Below are 16,828 nucleotides of genomic sequence, written 5' to 3' on the forward strand. Positions count from 1 at the left end.
CACGCACGCTTGCCGAAAGGACACAATTTACCAGGGTTCTGTTTTTACCTCCTCAGTTTTGGGGTAAGAAAGAAGAGATTTGACCCCGTCACTTGTGCTGAGGTTTGCTTTTAAAGCCTTTTCCACGGCATACTCAACATCAGATTGTGAATAATCCCTGTAAAACATCAGGACAGATATAAAATCTTTAACACCTGTGGTTTGTCCCTGTTTCTCACAAAATCGTTCAAGCAGGTTCTCAAGGCTTTCCGGCCACTCCTTTCTCCATTGTTTGATCGGCCTTGCGGACTCAAAGGCCTGGGGTCTCCTCTCGATCAAGTCAAGGTAGTGATCCGGGTTCAAGCACCACTGATTGTTGTTATACAGCCGTTTATGGGAAGCAATCATCTTGTTGTCCCAATATATTTTTACCCTCTCTGTAAACAGGAGCACCTTGAGCTTGAGTTGTGCATATTCAGTTGGTACTGAATATCGATTCTTGTCCACGATCACCGTTGAATATTTATCTGATTTAGCATCCGAGATCACAATATTGCTAAACTCCTCTGGGGGAAGGGGTATCAGTTTTGTCACCTCTGCTACAAACAATTCGTCAACTGTGCCGGGCCTGTTTTTTATTGTATGATTCCCATAGGCAAGGCATTCGCCCAGGATCTCTTCATTTAACTCCTTCAGGCTCTGGGCCTGGGGAACTGGAACCATGTAATTACGTCTGGAAAAGCCTACGATTCCTTCAACACCGCCTTTTTCATGCCCTGATGCCACATTGCAAAAACGGGGTGCAAAATTGTAATAGGCATGAAATTTGGAAAAACTTTCCTGCTTGATACGCTTTTTCCCTTTCAGGACTTTCTGTACAGCGGTGGTAAGGTTATCGTAAATGAGAACAGGAAACACTCCTCCAAAGTAGTTGAACGCCTTTACGTGGGCATCAAAAAAAGCCTGCTGCCTTTCACAAGGATAAAGGCAAACGAAATGTTTACCTGAATATTTTGAGCGCATGCAAAAAAACTTGATTTTCGTCAGGACCCCGTCAAGGATTGCATGGGCTGTGCCCCAATCCACCTCAGCTTCACCCATATTTTCAATCTCAAGGGGTATGAATGCCCGTTGTTTACCGATGCCTATCCGCAGCTTTGCTTCACGCACATACCGATAGGCGGTTGAAAGACCTCCTGTATACCCATGTTCTTTTTTTAAACGCTGGGCGATTCTTGTAGCAGTGTGACGCTGCTTGGGTGGGCGATCTTTATCCTCCTTTAACCATTGATCTATGATTGCCAGATACTGACCTAAAACTGGATAGGGCTGCTGTTCCCTTGTCTTGTAGCCACTGTATTCTCCTTTTAATGCCTTCCTGATCGTGTTCTTTGAGTGTCCAGTCTCTCTCGATATCTGTTTAATGGATTTGCAGTAAATCCTGTGTGCTGTTCGAATATAGTCATATTGAGACACCTTTAACATTCTCCCTGTTACCTCTCCAGTTTTATAGGTCAATAATCGGACCTTTATAGCACTGAAAGGTGATTTTTTAGGGGGTCAATTTTCGGTTAGAAATTCCCCTCCAGGGGGGGGCAATTTTAGATTAGCAAAACTAATACAAAACTCTGACAGAAAATAGTTCCCCCAAGTTTGACACGGTTGTAAAGGTTCTGGCGGCCTTGGACATTAAGCTCTCTTTTGAAGCTGCGTGATGCGAGATGGAAAATAAAGAGTCTGCCGGTTCCTTGAGACAATTGTGCGACACCGCCCGGGAAAACGGTATCCTCATCATCGCCTCGGCCCGGGGGCCGGAACACCGGATATACCCGGCGTGTTTCAGCAACGTTGTCGGGGCGTACCGGCACCCGGACTGTGCCTGGGACGACCTGGTGTTTGATGCCGAGAGTCCTGTGGCATTCGGTGCCCACGGATTCCCCCGCCCCATTCCGGGCCTGCCCCAGGAAAAAAACTTCCAGGGCCACAGTTTTGCCGCCGCCCATGTCACTGCCCATGCCGCCGCACTCATGAAACAATATCCGGATCACTCTTTGGAAACAATGATCCGGCAGTTGCAAAACAATTCACATTCCGCCCCTGCCGGATAAAAACGGCCCAATAGAGCGGCCATGTCCTGACGGACACAACAAACATGAAAGTAGTGAGTCGTGAGTTATGAGAAAAACAGCTTGTTTAAAATCTCACTACTCACCACTCAAAACTCATTACTTTCATATAAAAAACCGTAACACGTCAACTGAATTCCGTTATATTTGTAAACCGGAGTGAAATTGCGTAAGCCCTATGAATGGCGGGATTTAATGTCATTTGATTCGGGTCGGCTTGACGCCGGATGGCCGGTTATCGTAAAAGCAGAACGGGTCACGGTCGGTGAATACATTGAGTCCCATACCGTAGGCGACGGCCTGGCATCCCCGGCACACAGGGGACAGGCTGCATCCCTTGCAGGCGGTAGTGCCGTCCCTGTATTGTTTGGCCCTGGCAGATGTGTATATTTCATCCAATGAATTTTCATTGATACTGCCGATATATGAGGGAAATTTTCGACAGGCATGCACTTCACCGTCTGGAAGAAGGGCGACAAAATTAAACGCCGCGCCGCAGCCGAATCCGGTGCAGCCGCCAAACAGATTCTGGCCTGTCTCTTGCTTTACGATGTTAATCAGGTTGTCTTTCATTCTGAGAACCGGATTTGATGCGGCAGCCCGTACAAATTTTTGTAAAAACCGGCGGTAATCTTCGGGAGCCGGCAGGGTTAAGGCGGCACCTTCCCCGACCATGGCCAGCCGGTTAAAGGTAAAAGAATCTGTTTTTTCCCTCAGAATTTCAGCCAGGGGAAGCACCTGGTTCATATTGTCTCTATTGAGGGTCAGCATGACCATGGAATAAACATCCTGTTCCCGGAGAATGTCCAGAAAACCAAGGGATTTTTTGAAATGGCCCATACCCCGGATATAGTCGTTGTATTCTTCCAGGCCTTCCAGGCTGATTTGGTAGTGGGTCAGGGGTTGGATTTCTTGAAGCCGTGCAATGGATTCTTTTTGTGCGGGATTCCCGAGTATGGCAAGGGAGAATCCTCTCTGGGAGGCCTCATAATAAAGATTTTCAAAATCAGGATAGAGCAAGGGGTTTCCACCGGTGAAGGAAATATGGCCTCTTACGTGAGCGGCAAGGGTGAAAGCGAAGAAATCATCCAGTATCTCCATTGCCTTGGAAAAGGGTATCGAATGCCTACTGCTCCTGTCGTAGCAATGCCTGCAATGAAGATCGCAGGCCTGGGTGATGTGCCATTGAAGGGTGAAACTGTCTGACACCAGATAAGACGCAAACCCTGGGGCATCCGTGAATAGTTCAGGGTTCCGGCGGATAAGGGGCCTAGGATTGATAAGAATTCCCTCATTGACGGCATGGTGGAAGACGGCCAGGATTTTGGCCCTTGACGTCTTGCCACGGCGGGCAGCAGTTTCAAAATCAATTTCCTCGACCACCAGCTTCAAGGCCAGCAGGTCATCGTCGGTTGCATCCCGGCACATCAAATGACAGGTTATAGGGTCCCGCCATATAAGGACATAGCCTTCTTCCGGCTCCGGCTTTTGCCGGGGCTTGTTAACATACCCGGTCATGGAATCGGGCAGGTGCTTCCATGACACGGGAACCAGCATCAGGTCGGGATTGACAAAAACGGATTCGCGGGGGGATAAATCGGATGCTTCTTTGTTGGACAGCTTAAAAATTGCCTGCTCAACACAGGCCAGATCGTAAATATAGGGAACAATATCTTTAAGTTGCTCCTTTGGGTCAGGTCCGGAGACGTCCAGGAATTGGATGAATGATTCAGGACTTGGTTTGCCCAATGCCGCAAGAATTCCGTCCCAGGTGATATCGCCCAGAATCCTGCGGCAATTGGGGAAATGCCGTGTTAAAATATCACAGGTTGAACTATGGTTGTTAATTTTCACGGTTAACTATCGCTTGGGTTCATTGTTTTTTTACCGGCACGTCATGGGGCCGGCAGCCACGAGTACTGGTTGCAGCCTGCATGATTGATGTTTAGCCTCAGCCGCTTTTGCTTTTTTTCTCATCCGTGCCGCGTGCACCGCTGTTATCATCATTTAAGTCACCCTGGGAACTACCTGTCCCCGATTTTTTGTCTCCTCAGCCACTTCCGTTCGTACAGCCGGACAGTGTGGCAGTAGACCCTGTGAGCAACCCGGCAATGCATAAGCTGGCCAGCAACTTTTTCAGTTCTTTACTGTCCATAATTTTACCTCCGGAAAAAGTGTGATACAAATTTGCGGTTTTCTCCCTGGAAAAAAACCACAGCCCTTTGTCACAGCCTGAGCAGAGAAGTCGTCGTTGGATAGATCGTGACTATAGATGCCGTGACATACTATAGATTTACCAAATTGGGGTCGTATTGCATATATTTAATTTTTTTTAAATGGAAACGACCTTGTCTGCAGTTCCGTGCATGACATTGTAGGGTGTATTGACTTGTTCGTTAAAACCACGATTTTATCTCCAAAAAGGTAACGCTAAGATCAAAACAGGATAAATCTTTTATGAAATCAACCATGATTACAATTGATTAGATGAGCCCAACCCACTGACCGCACGCCAGTGATCCAGTACGGACCGCACGGTCTCGGCAAAGACCTCCTGTTCGACCGGTTTCATCATCACATGGCAGATTCCCGCCTTTTTCGCATTTTCCGGGGAAAGTGCTTCGCTGTTCCCTGTGCAAAGGACAATGGGAATATCCGGTCGAACCGCCCTCAGCCGCCCGGCCAGTTCAATCCCGGTCATACCCGGCATGGTCTGGTCTGTGACCACCAGATCAAACTCTTTGGCCCGGGAAGTAAAAAGCGCCAGTGCCTCCCGGCTTTGGGTGGTTGCGGTAACCCGGTATCCCAGTCGTGTCAATCGTCTTTGTGCAATTTCCACCAGGCTTTTTTCATCATCCACCACCAGAATATGTTCACTGCCCTGAACTGGCGCACTTTCGGAAATTTCACCTCTGACATGTAAAGCCTCCGGTTCTGAAATGGTTCCAGTCTCTTCAATCCGGGGCCAGTAAACATGGAAACTGGTTCCCCGGCCCGGCCGGCTTTCCACCCGGATCGCGCCGCCGCATCCTGTAACAATGCCATGGACCACGGAAAGGCCAATTCCCGTCCCCTTGCCCGTCTCCTTGGTGGTGAAATAAGGATCAAATATCCGATCCATAATTCCCGGTACAATTCCGGGTCCGGTATCGGCAACCGTCAACTTCAGATACCGCCCCGCCGCCAGCGGCATTCCGGAAGGCAGTCTGCCGGGCAGGTCGTTTTTCAGGTCTTCAACGGACAGCGAAACGTCCAGTATACCACCGGTTTCCTCCATGGCCTGGGCCGCATTGGTAGCCAGATTCATGATTACCTGATGCACCTGTGTGGGGTTGGCTATAATCACTGAATTTTGGGAATCAATATGTTCCCGGATATTGATGGTTGAGGGAATGGTGGCCCGAAGCAGCTTGATGATCTCTTTTGCAACGGGTCCGATCTGAACCGGCACCTGCCCCTCTGTACTTTTACGGCTGAAGGATAGAATCCGCCCCACCAGGTCCCTGGCCCGAAAGCTCGCCTTTAGGACTTCATCAATGGATTTTCCGGATTTAGACCCCTCAGGCAGGTGCATGTCAGCCAGCTCCGCAAACCCGATGATGACCGACAGAATATTATTGAAATCATGGGCGATGCCCCCGGCCAACGTACCGATGGCCTCCATTTTCTGGGCCTGTCGTAGATGTTCTTCCGCCTGTTTCCGTTCCCGGATTTCCTGGGTAAGGCTCTCATTTGCCTGCTGGAGTTCGGCGGTCTGCGCCTGAACTTCCGCCTCAAGATTTTCAATAAGCGCCTTTATACGGGCGGCCATGAAATTAAATGTCATCCCCAGCCGCCCCAATTCATCCTTTGCATCATCTTCAGCCGTCACATCCAGGCTGCCCTTTTTAAATTTCTGGGTAACGATCGTCAGGCGTAAAATTCGATTTGTAATGCTCTCATTCAAAGCCACAGCGATACACAAGGCACCTGCTAAACCGGCAAACGCAGCCAGGGCTATAAGGATGATGGCCAGCCTGTGGGCATCCTTTATTTCCTGCTCCGAAAACGCCACGGCCTGCCCGGCCAGACGAATCAGGGATTCAGACACCTTATCGACGGCTTCACGCTGCAGCTTAAAATCCCTGAATTTGGCTGCAATGGCTACATCAACGTTAAGGATTTCATTACCAAACGCCTCCAGGCGGTCCAGATGAGCCTCCATGGCGGCCATTTTTTTCGGGGTAAAATCAGTGGCGGCACGGGCCGCCTGCCTCAAAACAAACCCTTGATTAAAGGCGGACTGCATAACATGACGCTTTCTTACAATAATATATTCGTCCACCAGGTGCTCCAGTGCATGGAAATGCTGGACAAGCGCCTCATTTTTATCCACCAAATTTCTCAGCAGCGTAAACTCACGGGCCAAATTCGCTTCCAACCCATCTTCAGGCGCAGCCAACCGGGTGACCAGCTCAACGGACTCAATGGAGGTCGCTGCAAATCTCCGGGCTGAAGAAAGATAAAGGTTTAAATCAATATGCCCTGCCTGCAGGACGCCGCTGGCCTGGGTTTCCGTAATGGCCTTTTTCAATTCCCGGCTGATGGAGACGGCCTTGGCGGCTTTCCTCACCGAAGGCTGGGCGTAAATTTCATGTGCCTTTCGAAGGCCTATCCTGGGGTAATAAAGAAAAAATTCAGCATGAAGCTGCCGTGCCTTTTCCAGCTCCCGATCCATTTCAAAGACAAGGCGTTGAATGGTGGTGTTCATTCCCACGGCCTTGTGGGCCCTGTGGAGAGCCCCCAGGGAAAAATACCCGGTGGCAGCCACCAACCACCATCAGACAGACCAGCAGGCCGACCCCAAGGCTGAATTTAAAGGTGATAGACCGGTCATACCACCAACCCGCTGGGGAAGCTGTGCTGCCCATGAATTATTCCTTTTTTTCAGGTGAAAAGCTGAATTTTACATTGGACTTAAGGCCGTCCAGCCCGGCGTCGACATCTTCCAGCTGCAGCACATTGAACACCGGCCGTGCGCAGTCCCCGAATCCATCGCAGTTCAACAAACCAGTCACGCCCTGGACATTTTCCATGGCATACATGGCCCGACGCAGTGCCCGGCGGCCAATGACGAGATTGCCGTTATCTTCTATGGCCGCCGTCTCAATGGCTGAAAATAAAAGTCCTGCCGCATCATAGGCGCTCAGATAATAGAGTACCGACGGCGGCGCCTCGTATGCAGCGATATATTTTTCCTCCAGTTGGGCAACCCTTGGACCACTGGGGCTTGCCGGCCCCACAAAGTACATGCCCCGGGCCTTCTCCCCTGCGGCTTCAAGAAAAGAGCGGTCAATCAGTGCACCGTCACTCATTAGCACCACATCCTTAAATCCGGTCATCTTCCTGGCCTGGAACAGGATATGGTAACCCTCGGGCTGAAACAGGGGGAAAAAAAGCAGTCCGGCATCGGCATTAAGAACGGCGGTGAGTACCGGTGCCATTTCGTTATCCCCCTTGTTTACCGAGGTATCCAAAACGATTTCTCCCCCCAGGGCCTCAAAAGCCGCACAAAAACCCTGGGTCAGCCCCCTGGTGTAGATATCGCCGTCATTGATGACGGCGGCTTTTTTAACCTTTAGATAATTATATGCATAGGTGGCTGCAGCCTTGCCTGCATTCTCCTCATTAGGCGCAGTCCTGAAATAACCTTCATGGTAGTCAGGGGCGGGCTTACCCCCCACCGACGTCAGAAAGGGTGCACTGTTATTCCCGGAAATCATCACCAGGCCGGCTGCGGAAACCGCTTTGGATGCCGCCGCGGCCGCCCCGGAACATGTGGTCCCGAACACAGCGATATGCTGGGGATCGGCAATGATCTTTAACACCGCATTTGCACCGCCCTCGGGCGAACACCCTGTATCTTCCGTTTGTATAGCGACCTTACGGCCGAGGATTTCGCCGTCGCGGTCCTTCAGTGCAAGCTCAAACCCCCGGACCTGCTCTCTGCCCAAATTGGCCACCTTGCCGGACAGTGCCTGGAGTACACCTATTTTTAACGGTTCCCCTGGAGCCAGTACCACACAGCCTATATCATCCCGGCACTGAAATCTGGGTTTTTCCTTTTCACACCCCGAAAACATGAACACAAGAGGTAAAACCATAACCAGACAACGTAACCAGCTATTTAAAGACATTAATTTTCCTATACATCCTGATGCCGCATTTTACGAAAACGATCGCACCGGTCAAGACCGGCCCGGCACGGCCCAAAATCCAATACACTCGACTAAATTCACTTAAAACAGTTAATATTACACAGGGCGGGTCAGAATTTCAAGCATCATCATTTTACCCAAATTCACCGCTTTTTTGATGGTGGATCAGCGAGTCTGTTGTAATGTTGTTAAAATTCATCCATCATGGTAAATTTATTGTTAATTAAAACAAACATGGAAACAATATGCGAATCGCCGTCATTTCAGACATTCATGGTAATATAGAGGCATTTAAAACGGTGCTTAAAGATATGGAACTTCAGGCGGTCAATAAAATTATTTCCCTGGGGGATAATATCGGATACGGCGCTGATTCCGAGGCGGTTATCCAGCAGATAATCGCAAGCAGGATACCATCTATTCTTGGCAATCATGAACTGGCCTGTGTAAATGAAAAAGTGTATAAGTGGTATATCGGGGATACAAAAAAATCGCTGGATCACACCCTGTCCAAATTGTCACCATCATCTATTGACTATTTAAAGGGATTACCCGTCAATCTTTCTCGGTATCAGGCTTTTTTTGTCCATGGGTTCTGGCCGGATTCCGTTCGACATTATCTTCACCAAATCTGCAACTCTGAATTGCGCCATGCGTTTGGGCAGATAAAAGAATCCATCTGTTTTTTAGGGCATACCCACAGATTAAGCCTTGTTTTCCCTGAAGATGGCGACATTCAGGTTCAACCATTGAATCCGGGGTTGACTCAGCTTGACAAAAATAAAATATATATGGTGAATGTCGGCAGTGTCGGCCAACCCCGTGACGGCGACCCAAGAGCCAAATATGTGATCTGGGATACGGAAAAATATTGTCTGGACATCCGGTATATAGGCTATGACAATCAAACAGCCGCCCTAAAAATACTGGCCGCAGGCCTGCCGTTTAAATACGCCCAGGCAGTAGATCCGGACATAAAAAAATAAGCGCCTCTTTTCTTTATTTTACAGAACAGACCCCTTTGACAAAATTATAATCAAAAAGATCACTGCAGTTCACAAATCCCATTTGAGCGTCCACGGTCCAGACAGCTCTTTTTGAACGGGTATCACTGCTCCAGAGCCACTTTTGATCGGGTGAAAACACAGGCTCCATGCAAAAATCGTCATCATGCTTTGGGTTAACCAGTGACAGTATCTCGTTGATGGTGGGCATTCGCCAATTTTGACGTCCGCCGAATCCGGATTCGGACAGCAGTTGAATATAACGCTGGGCCTGATCCCACATCATGGGATAGCGGGAACCGGATTGCTGCCAGACCAGATTGGTGGCATGGTCTATCACCGTGGTATCACTTATTTTTTGAAACGCATTTTCAACAAAGACCAATGGCTGGTGCAAATCATCCAGGTTGAAAACCTTGCCGGCGTCCTTTGCAAGTATTATAGACGATTCGGATCTGATGGGGAGCGTGGGTTTGATCCGGGGAGCCGTCTTTTTTTCCTGAAAAATATCATCCGGCGCAAAACATTCACTCTGCCTTGCATCCTTATATAGTGAGAAAAACGCCTTTAATTCCTTCAACATTGTGTCCGCTGTCTGAAACCGGTCATCCGGATGAGGGGCAATCGCCTTGAGAATGAACCGGTCACAGTTGCGATCCAATTGCGGATTTAATTCACTGGGCAGGGGTGGATTTTTATCGGGCAGATGACCTGTTACCATCCGGTAAAGGATCACCCCGGCAGAATACAGATCTGCTCTTTGATCCACGGTTTCGGGAGAATCAATCTGTTCCGGAGCACTATAAAACGGTGTGCCGATGGTAAGTTTTTCTGCACAAAGAAATTGTTTTTCACCCCTTCGTTTGGAAAGACCAAAATCAACAATCTTCACCGTTCCCGTATCTGCAATCATGATATTAAAGGGTTTTATATCCCGGTGAATGATATCCGCCTCGTGTAGGCGGCAAAGCCCTTCAACAATCTGGGTCAGGTAATGGCAGGCTTTGTCAACGGACACCTTTCTGGAGGGCCTGTCTGCCCAATAGGATTCTCCAATGAGTTGTCCTAGATTCCGGCAGTAATATTCCATCAGGTAAAACAATTCATTTGCTCTCTCTTCAAGACTCCAGATGCCCACCACATTGGGATGCCGGATATTTGCAATCACCGCTACCTCATGAATAAACTGCTCTCTGAGGCATGTTAAACCGACCTTTTCAATCAAGGCCCGGCTGGGGGTGAACAATTTTAAAGCAGCCGTTTTTTCAAGCACCGGGATGGTGACGCGATAAATCCGGCCCATGGTGCCACTGCCGAGAAATGCGTTGATCTTGTATCTACCGATATATTTGTCGTTTTTACTCGTCATCATTTTTTTCTTAAAAGCATATCATCTTTTTTAAAAAATCGCGAAGTCAGGACCGCGATTCACGGCGGCTCAGCCGCCGTGAACATTACAAATAACCGGCTTGTCCCGTTCATTTGACCGGAAATTGGACGAAAAAGCTATCTGTTAAATGGACACAGGTTAGCGCAGGGCTTTCATGGCCCCCATATACCCACGCAGTTTTTTACCCACTATTTCCACAGGATGGTTACGGATGGCATCATTAACCTGAATCAGGCGGATGTTGTCCACGCTGTTGTCTTCAAGCGCGAGGCCCTTGCCGATCACATCAGTATCAAGGCCTGCCATGAAATCTTTAAGCAGGGGCACCGCGGTATGGGCAAACAGATAACAGCCATATTCCGCAGTATCTGAAATCACCACATTCATTTCATACAATTTTTTCCTGGCAATGAGATTGGAGATCAGGGGTACCTCATGCAGGGATTCGTAATAGGCGGATTCGGCAATAATGCCGGCTGACACCATGGTATCAAAAGCCAGTTCCACGCCGGCCTTGATCATGGCCACCATGAGAATGCCGTTGTCAAAATATTCCTGCTCCGGGATGTCTGCGTCCTGGGAAGTCGATTTTTCAAAGGCCGTATCCTGGGTCTGGTCACGCCATTTGAGCAGATTGGCGTCATCATTGGCCCAGTCTTCCATCATGGTTTTAGAAAACGTACCTGTCATGATGTCGTCCATGTGCTTGTTGTACAGAGGTGTCCAGAACCCCTTGAGCTGCTGGCTTAATTCAAAGGCCTTGATTTTAGCCGGATTGGACAGCCTGTCCATCATGTTGGTGATGCCGCCGTGTTTCAGGGCTTCGGTCACGGTTTCCCAGCCATACTGAACCAGTTTGGATGCGTATCCTTCATCCATGCCGCTGCCAATCATCTTGTCATAGCACAACAGCGCGCCGGTTTGCAGAACCCCGCATAAAATGGTCTGCTCGCCCATGAGATCCGATTTTACCTCAGCCACAAATGAGGACTGCAAAACACCGGCCTTGTGACCGCCTGTGCCGGCCGCATAGGCTTTGGCAAGTTCAAGGCCCTCCCCTCTGGGGTCGTTCTCCCGGTGTACGGCAATCAGGGTGGGCACGCCAAAGCCTCTTTTGTACTCTTCCCTTACTTCGGTTCCCGGGGATTTAGGTGCCACCATGATAACGGTGAGGTCTTCTCTGATCTGCATACCCTCTTCAACAATATTAAAGCCGTGGGAATACGAAAGGCAGGCATCCTTTTTGATCAGAGGCATGATGGCGTCAATCACATTGGAGTGCTGTTTGTCCGGGGTCAGGTTGATGACCAGATCTGCTGTCGGCAGCATCTGTTCATAGGTCCCTACGGCAAAGCCGTTCTCCGTGGCATTTTTCCAGGACTGCCGTTTCCCGAAAATGGCGGCTTCCCTTAAGGCATAGGAGACATCCAGGCCGCTGTCCCTTAAATTCAGGCCCTGGTGCAGACCCTGGGACCCGCATCCCACAATCACAATTTTTTTCCCTTTGAGTGCCTCAACCCCGTTAAATTCCGAAGGGTCCATGAAGCGGCACTGGGAGAGTTCTTCAAGTTGCAGCCGCAATGGCAGAGTGTTGAAATAGTTGGTGCCCATATCTTGTCTCCTTGATTTTAGTTTTTGAACGAGAAATCACTCATCTGCTAGGCCGCAGATGGAAAACCTCTCGTCCAAACAATAGGTAAATGTTGTCAATAAGATGGCTTAAAACTATCGTTGCGTCAAATGAATCATTTGCAATTTCATATTGCAAATATCGAAACAAACTTTTAAAATATTCGACATAACAATGCGTTACCCTATTGAGGCAAAAACAAGAGATGGATATCCGCACCCTTGAATTATTCCACCACCTGGCCGGCTCTCTGCACTTCTCCCGGACAAGCCAGGCATGCAATATTTCACCGTCAGCCCTGACCCGGGTAATCCAGCGTCTGGAAACGGATGTGGGAAAACAGCTTTTTATCCGGAGCAACCGCTGTGTGGAGTTGACCTATGCCGGACAGGCCTTTAAAAAATATGCCGAAGATGTGCTTGGCCGCTTTGAACGGCTCCAGGGAGAATTATCAAAGGATGCAATCCTGTCCGGCCAGCTTTCGCTTTACTGCTCGGTGACCGCCGCATACAGTATCCTGCCCAGATTTATTCCCCGCTATCGCGCCATGCACCCAAGGGTGCAGATTCACCTTGAAACAGGAGACCCGGCCCAGGCGATAGATCGACTGATGAACCGGGATGCAGATGCAGTCATTGCCGCCCTGCCGGAAAAACCCGGAATCCAGATCAGTTTTTTAAACATGGCGGTCAGCCCCCTGGTTTTTATCGGAGCCGGGCATTATCCCGATGTCCTGGTAAGAAACAGCAAAAAGGAGCCAAACTGGGAAAAAATACCCCTGATTCTTGCGGATAAAGGCTTAAGCCGGGAGCGTATTGATCAGTGGTTTGTGGAAAATTCCGTGCTACCGCGCATTTACTCCCAGGTCACGGGCCATGAAGCCATTATCGCCCTGGTCAACCTGGGATTCGGTATCGGTTTTGTGCCACGCCTGGTTCTGGAAAAAAGCCAACTTTACCGGGATATTGTTGTACTGGACAACATGCCGGAACTGCCCCCTTATGAAATAGCCCTTTGCACACGGAATACAAACCTTTCCAATCCCCGGGTCCGTGCCCTGTGGGATATCGTTGCAGGGGTGTCTTGAATTCGGTTTTAAATATACTTACAGCTTGTTTGGTAATTGCGACAAACCAAGGCCAAAAGAGACTTGACCCTTGAATTTGATAAATATCGAATTATATTCCCTCGAATGTTTTGCCCAAGCCAACAGCCTCCAACCTGTAACAAAACCCCTGGAGACCACATATGTCACAAGAAAAAGATCTTCCCGCCGGTGTAATACTGCAACGGGACGGTAAAACCTTTGCTGCCCGCATCACACCGCCTTCCGGAAAGCTCAGCGCCCGGGATCTGGAAAAAATGGCTGAACTTGTCCGGGCCTACGAGGTGCCGATGGTAAAGCTGACCTCGGGACAGCGCATTGGATTTTACGGACTCAGCAGGGAAAAGATTCATGCCCTGTGTGACGCCATGCCGTTCAGAAGCGGCGGACACTATGTCCAGGCATGTCCGGGAACGGATTGGTGTAAATTTGCCAAGCAGGATGCCATGGGCCTTGCCCAAATCCTTGAGGAAAAATATGGCGCCATTCCAACACCGGCCAAAATCAAACTGGGCATTTCCGGCTGCACCTTTAGCTGCGCAGAATCTCGCCTCCGGGATATCGGATTCATCGGTACGCCCACAGGCTGGCGTATGTTTGTGGGTGGTAATTCCGGCATGAAACCCAGAATCGGTGATGAGCTGGCCAAAGAGCTGTCCACCCAAAAGGCCCTTGCGCTTTGCCAAAAATTTCTCGACCTTTACTGTGAAACAGCCCCGGCCCAAAAAAGGACCTCCCGTTTTGTTGAAAAGATGGGTATCCAAACCATCAAAGAAAAGTTAGGTCTTCAGCTGTAATCCAAAAACCGCCTCAACCTTCATTCAGGAAAAACAATGGAATTAAACACAACCCTTGTAAACCCAGATATCTTAACCACCCGGAAACCTTTTGACAAATTATTCCCCATCCAGGAGGAGACCCTGGCTGCCATAAGCCAGGACATGGAGCTAAACGGATTTGATCCGGTATTTCCAATAGTGGTCTGGAAAGAAGAAAATGTGCTCGTGGACGGCCACACCCGAATTGCGGCAGCCAGAAACATGCGCCTGGATCAGGTGCCGGTAGTATATAAATCCTTTGAGGACGAAGATGACGCCCTGCTTTACAGCTTCCATGCCCAGCGGAACCGGCGCAACATGTCTGACGATGATATTGTAAAGTGTCTGGCGCTTTTGGATGTTATGCACAAAAAAAATGCAGAGGGTCAAAAAACAACCCGTAAAGCGGAAAACGAAATACGGGCCAAAGAGCTGGGTATCAGCCCCCAAAAGGTGGACAAAGCCAGAAAGGTCATGGAATACGGCCCCCCCGATATCCAGGAACAGGTTCAGTCCGGGGAGAAATCCATTAACAAGGCCTTTAATGAAATCCAGGAACACCGCCGGGAAAGTGGTGAAATTAGAGGCAGAGAGACCGACGGGCTTGGGCTTTCGGCAAAGTACACCCAGTCTCTGGGAAGGTTTCTCAAAGAACTGACTCGCATCCGGGAGCACGGATGGCAGGAGGTCAGCCAGGAGAAAGCCGTGGCCGATATTGAAGCGATCCTTGACCTGATCAGAGGGTAATGGATTTAAAATAAAATAATATTAGGAATATTCATTCATTTTGTGTTAAATTTGTTCTCTAAGATTTCTATGTTTAAATTCATACAAACGATAGGGCCCGCAGATGGGCCACTATCAAAAAAACAGATTGACAACAATCGTAGAGGTTCGTGCTACCTAAAACAGTTTATTGAAACTATTATTCAAAAAAATCAGATCATTAAGGCGTTCTGCCGCCAAAAATCAGATATTAAATTCCGAAAAGGAATTTTATTCTGCTTTCAACGCCATGAAGTCCGCCGTTTGGATTATTGATAAAGATCACTGCATCGTAAAATCCAACAATGCTGCCGAGCGATTATTCAATCGAAGCAATTTAGAAATGATCGGAAAAAAATGCTGGCGAATTGTGCATGGTGCCGACCAACCGGTTAAAAATTGCCCTCTTATAAAAGCCGGCCAAAGTCTGCAACAAGAATCTATTGAGCTCCAAATTAATGATAGATGGTTTGAGGTCGTTGTCGATCCGATTCTCAATTCTAAGGGAAAGCCCTCAAAGTTTATTCACATCATCACTGATATTACCGAAAGCAAACGGATATCTGATAAATTAGAACGCAGCCAACAACTGCTTGATAATGCTCAACGCTTGGCAAAAACAGGTGGATGGGAGTGGAATGTAGAAGACCAAAAGATGTATTGGACAAAAGAGTTGTATCGGCTGCATGGATTTGAACCCACTCAGTATGAATCCGGTTCGTCTGAGCATATTAATGCAAGTCTTGAATGCTATAATCCTGAAGACCGACCTAAAATATTGTCGGCTTTCCATCAATGTGAAAAGAAAGGGATTGGCTATGACCTGGAATTTGAATTCCAGAAATCGTCAGGGAAAAAAAAATGGATTAAAACTGTGGCCGAACCTATTTGGAAAGGAGATAAAGTTGAAAAAATCGTCGGCAATGTTATGGATATTACCGAATCTAAATCGGCGAAGGACAAACTTGTCGTACAATCGAAAAGAATCAAGACCTTTTTCAATTCCATCAATGACGCAATATTTATCCATCCTTTAAAACAGGAGGGTTTTGCTCCTTTTGTAGAAGTTAATGACATAGCCTGTAAGCGATATGGGTATACCTATGATGAGTTGATGAATCTTTCGGTACCGGATATAACCGTCAAGCCTGATGTTAACGGGCATGCCAAACCCGATTATAGAAACAAATTGCGCAAAGAAGGGCATCTGGTTTTTGAAACATTTCATATCAAGAAATCAGGTGAAACCTTTCCCGTTGAAGTAAATTCAAACATCTTCTATAAAAATGGAAAACCTCACATTCTTGCCGTTGTTCGGGATATTACAGATCGAAAAAATATGGAAGAACTGCAGATTCAAAATTGGCACCTCAAAAAACAGGAAAGCCTTAGCCGAATGGCGGCAGCGATTGCGCACCACTTCAACAATTACCTGATGGGGATCATGGGGAATCTGGAACTGAGCCTTAAGTTAATTGAGTTGGATAAATCCCCTCTTGACAATCTGATAAAAGCCATGCGACTTGTTCAAAAGGCTTCCGAAGTCAATGGGTTGATGCTTACTTACCTTGGGAAAAACAATTCTGGGAAAATGAAAATGGATATAGGCAAGGTCTGCAATATGATCATGCCTCTTCTTCGGGCCTCATTGTCAAGCAATATCGTTCTGGAAGCAAATTTTCCGGCTCATGGCCCCATGATCTATGGGAATGTGAATCAGATTCAACAACTTGTCATCAACCTTGTTAGCAATGCGGCAGAGTCCTATCAAAAAGAAGGCACTGTCTATCTTATAGTTCTGGTCATATGACTTG

At 48.2% G+C, this 16,828-nt stretch carries 15 protein-coding genes; 8 read left to right on the forward strand and 7 right to left on the reverse strand.

The window, feature by feature from the left end; all coding sequences use genetic code 11:
• Positions 1-27 precede the first annotated feature (27 nt).
• Positions 28-1,464 carry an IS21 family transposase gene (gene istA / locus B3D59_RS15910; RefSeq protein WP_286821984.1) on the reverse strand — a complete coding sequence of 479 codons (1,437 nt, stop codon included), beginning with the start codon at positions 1,462-1,464 and terminating at the stop codon, positions 28-30.
• 143 nt (positions 1,465-1,607) lie between these two features.
• Here istA and B3D59_RS18515 point away from each other — a divergent pair, with 143 nt between their 5' ends.
• Together B3D59_RS18515 and B3D59_RS15915 are read left to right on the forward strand one after the other, a co-directional pair.
• Positions 1,608-1,694 (forward strand): hypothetical protein, encoded by an 87-nt coding sequence (locus B3D59_RS18515; RefSeq protein ID WP_414646541.1) that lies wholly within the window; start codon positions 1,608-1,610, stop codon positions 1,692-1,694.
• Between the two features lie 6 nt (positions 1,695-1,700).
• Positions 1,701-2,087: a hypothetical protein gene (locus B3D59_RS15915; RefSeq protein ID WP_286821987.1), complete on the forward strand. Its 387-nt coding sequence runs from the start codon at positions 1,701-1,703 to the stop codon at positions 2,085-2,087.
• Between the two features lie 216 nt (positions 2,088-2,303).
• Here B3D59_RS15915 and sbtM read toward each other — a convergent pair whose 3' ends face one another.
• The 3 genes from sbtM to B3D59_RS15930 form a co-directional block, all read right to left on the reverse strand.
• On the reverse strand, positions 2,304-3,959 hold the full coding sequence (gene sbtM / locus B3D59_RS15920) for a thio(seleno)oxazole modification radical SAM maturase SbtM (protein ID WP_286821989.1): 1,656 nt from the start codon (positions 3,957-3,959) through the stop codon (positions 2,304-2,306).
• Positions 3,960-4,155: 196 nt separating this feature from the next.
• The gene (sbtA, locus tag B3D59_RS15925) at positions 4,156-4,260 is read right to left on the reverse strand and encodes an SbtA family thio(seleno)oxazole RiPP natural product precursor (RefSeq protein ID WP_286822001.1); all 105 of its coding nucleotides are present in this window, start codon (positions 4,258-4,260) and stop codon (positions 4,156-4,158) included.
• Between the two features lie 318 nt (positions 4,261-4,578).
• On the reverse strand, positions 4,579-6,855 hold the full coding sequence (locus B3D59_RS15930; protein ID WP_286822008.1) for a response regulator: 2,277 nt from the start codon (positions 6,853-6,855) through the stop codon (positions 4,579-4,581).
• Between B3D59_RS15930 and B3D59_RS15935 the strand changes: the two genes are divergently transcribed.
• On the forward strand, positions 6,848-7,039 hold the full coding sequence (locus tag B3D59_RS15935) for a hypothetical protein (protein ID WP_286822010.1): 192 nt from the start codon (positions 6,848-6,850) through the stop codon (positions 7,037-7,039). The genes B3D59_RS15930 and B3D59_RS15935 overlap by 8 nt on opposite strands.
• Here the strand turns inward: B3D59_RS15935 and B3D59_RS15940 are convergent.
• Positions 7,019-8,281, reverse strand: coding sequence for a branched-chain amino acid ABC transporter substrate-binding protein (locus tag B3D59_RS15940; RefSeq protein WP_286822011.1), 1,263 nt, complete (start codon positions 8,279-8,281; stop codon positions 7,019-7,021). The genes B3D59_RS15935 and B3D59_RS15940 overlap by 21 nt on opposite strands.
• 266 nt (positions 8,282-8,547) lie before the next feature.
• Here B3D59_RS15940 and B3D59_RS15945 point away from each other — a divergent pair, with 266 nt between their 5' ends.
• Entirely contained in the window at positions 8,548-9,288 is a 741-nt protein-coding gene (locus B3D59_RS15945; RefSeq protein ID WP_286822016.1) for a metallophosphoesterase family protein, read from the forward strand.
• Positions 9,289-9,301: 13 nt separating this feature from the next.
• Here the strand turns inward: B3D59_RS15945 and B3D59_RS15950 are convergent, their stop codons facing one another.
• Positions 9,302-10,678, reverse strand: coding sequence for a protein kinase domain-containing protein (locus B3D59_RS15950; protein WP_286822020.1), 1,377 nt, complete (start codon positions 10,676-10,678; stop codon positions 9,302-9,304).
• Between the two features lie 156 nt (positions 10,679-10,834).
• A complete protein-coding gene (ilvC, locus tag B3D59_RS15955; RefSeq protein WP_286822022.1) occupies positions 10,835-12,307 on the reverse strand; it encodes a ketol-acid reductoisomerase in 1,473 nt (490 codons plus the stop codon).
• Positions 12,308-12,531: 224 nt separating this feature from the next.
• Here ilvC and ilvY point away from each other — a divergent pair, with 224 nt between their 5' ends.
• From ilvY to B3D59_RS15975, 4 genes are all read left to right on the forward strand, one after another.
• Complete coding sequence (gene ilvY / locus B3D59_RS15960) at positions 12,532-13,413, forward strand: HTH-type transcriptional activator IlvY (protein ID WP_286822028.1); 882 nt, start codon at positions 12,532-12,534, stop codon at positions 13,411-13,413.
• Between the two features lie 161 nt (positions 13,414-13,574).
• Positions 13,575-14,228 (forward strand): NAD(P)/FAD-dependent oxidoreductase, encoded by a 654-nt coding sequence (locus B3D59_RS15965; RefSeq protein WP_286822033.1) that lies wholly within the window; start codon positions 13,575-13,577, stop codon positions 14,226-14,228.
• A gap of 36 nt (positions 14,229-14,264) precedes the next feature.
• Positions 14,265-14,996: a ParB N-terminal domain-containing protein gene (locus tag B3D59_RS15970; RefSeq protein WP_286822037.1), complete on the forward strand. Its 732-nt coding sequence runs from the start codon at positions 14,265-14,267 to the stop codon at positions 14,994-14,996.
• A 169-nt stretch (positions 14,997-15,165) separates the two neighbouring features.
• Positions 15,166-16,824 (forward strand): PAS domain-containing protein, encoded by a 1,659-nt coding sequence (locus tag B3D59_RS15975; RefSeq protein WP_286822042.1) that lies wholly within the window; start codon positions 15,166-15,168, stop codon positions 16,822-16,824.
• Positions 16,825-16,828: the final 4 nt, after the last annotated feature.

Origin of the sequence: Desulfobacter sp. UBA2225 (assembly GCF_002348205.1) — a bacterium.
Taxonomy (GTDB): domain Bacteria; phylum Desulfobacterota; class Desulfobacteria; order Desulfobacterales; family Desulfobacteraceae; genus Desulfobacter; species Desulfobacter postgatei.

Excerpts from the sequence above, each read along its gene's own strand:
- B3D59_RS15915 (WP_286821987.1), top strand. The coding sequence starts at position 1,701 with ATGGAAAATAAAGAGTCTGCCGGTTCCTTGAGACAATTGTGCGACACC.
- B3D59_RS15970 (WP_286822037.1), top strand. The coding sequence starts at position 14,265 with ATGGAATTAAACACAACCCTTGTAAACCCAGATATCTTAACCACCCGG.
- B3D59_RS15930 (WP_286822008.1), bottom strand. The coding sequence starts at position 6,855 with ATGAACACCACCATTCAACGCCTTGTCTTTGAAATGGATCGGGAGCTG.
- B3D59_RS15950 (WP_286822020.1), bottom strand. The coding sequence starts at position 10,678 with ATGATGACGAGTAAAAACGACAAATATATCGGTAGATACAAGATCAAC.
- B3D59_RS15945 (WP_286822016.1), top strand. The coding sequence starts at position 8,548 with ATGCGAATCGCCGTCATTTCAGACATTCATGGTAATATAGAGGCATTT.
- ilvY (WP_286822028.1), top strand. The coding sequence starts at position 12,532 with ATGGATATCCGCACCCTTGAATTATTCCACCACCTGGCCGGCTCTCTG.
- istA (WP_286821984.1), bottom strand. The coding sequence starts at position 1,464 with ATGTTAAAGGTGTCTCAATATGACTATATTCGAACAGCACACAGGATT.
- B3D59_RS15965 (WP_286822033.1), top strand. The coding sequence starts at position 13,575 with ATGTCACAAGAAAAAGATCTTCCCGCCGGTGTAATACTGCAACGGGAC.
- ilvC (WP_286822022.1), bottom strand. The coding sequence starts at position 12,307 with ATGGGCACCAACTATTTCAACACTCTGCCATTGCGGCTGCAACTTGAA.
- sbtA (WP_286822001.1), bottom strand. The coding sequence starts at position 4,260 with ATGGACAGTAAAGAACTGAAAAAGTTGCTGGCCAGCTTATGCATTGCC.
- B3D59_RS15940 (WP_286822011.1), bottom strand. The coding sequence starts at position 8,281 with ATGTCTTTAAATAGCTGGTTACGTTGTCTGGTTATGGTTTTACCTCTT.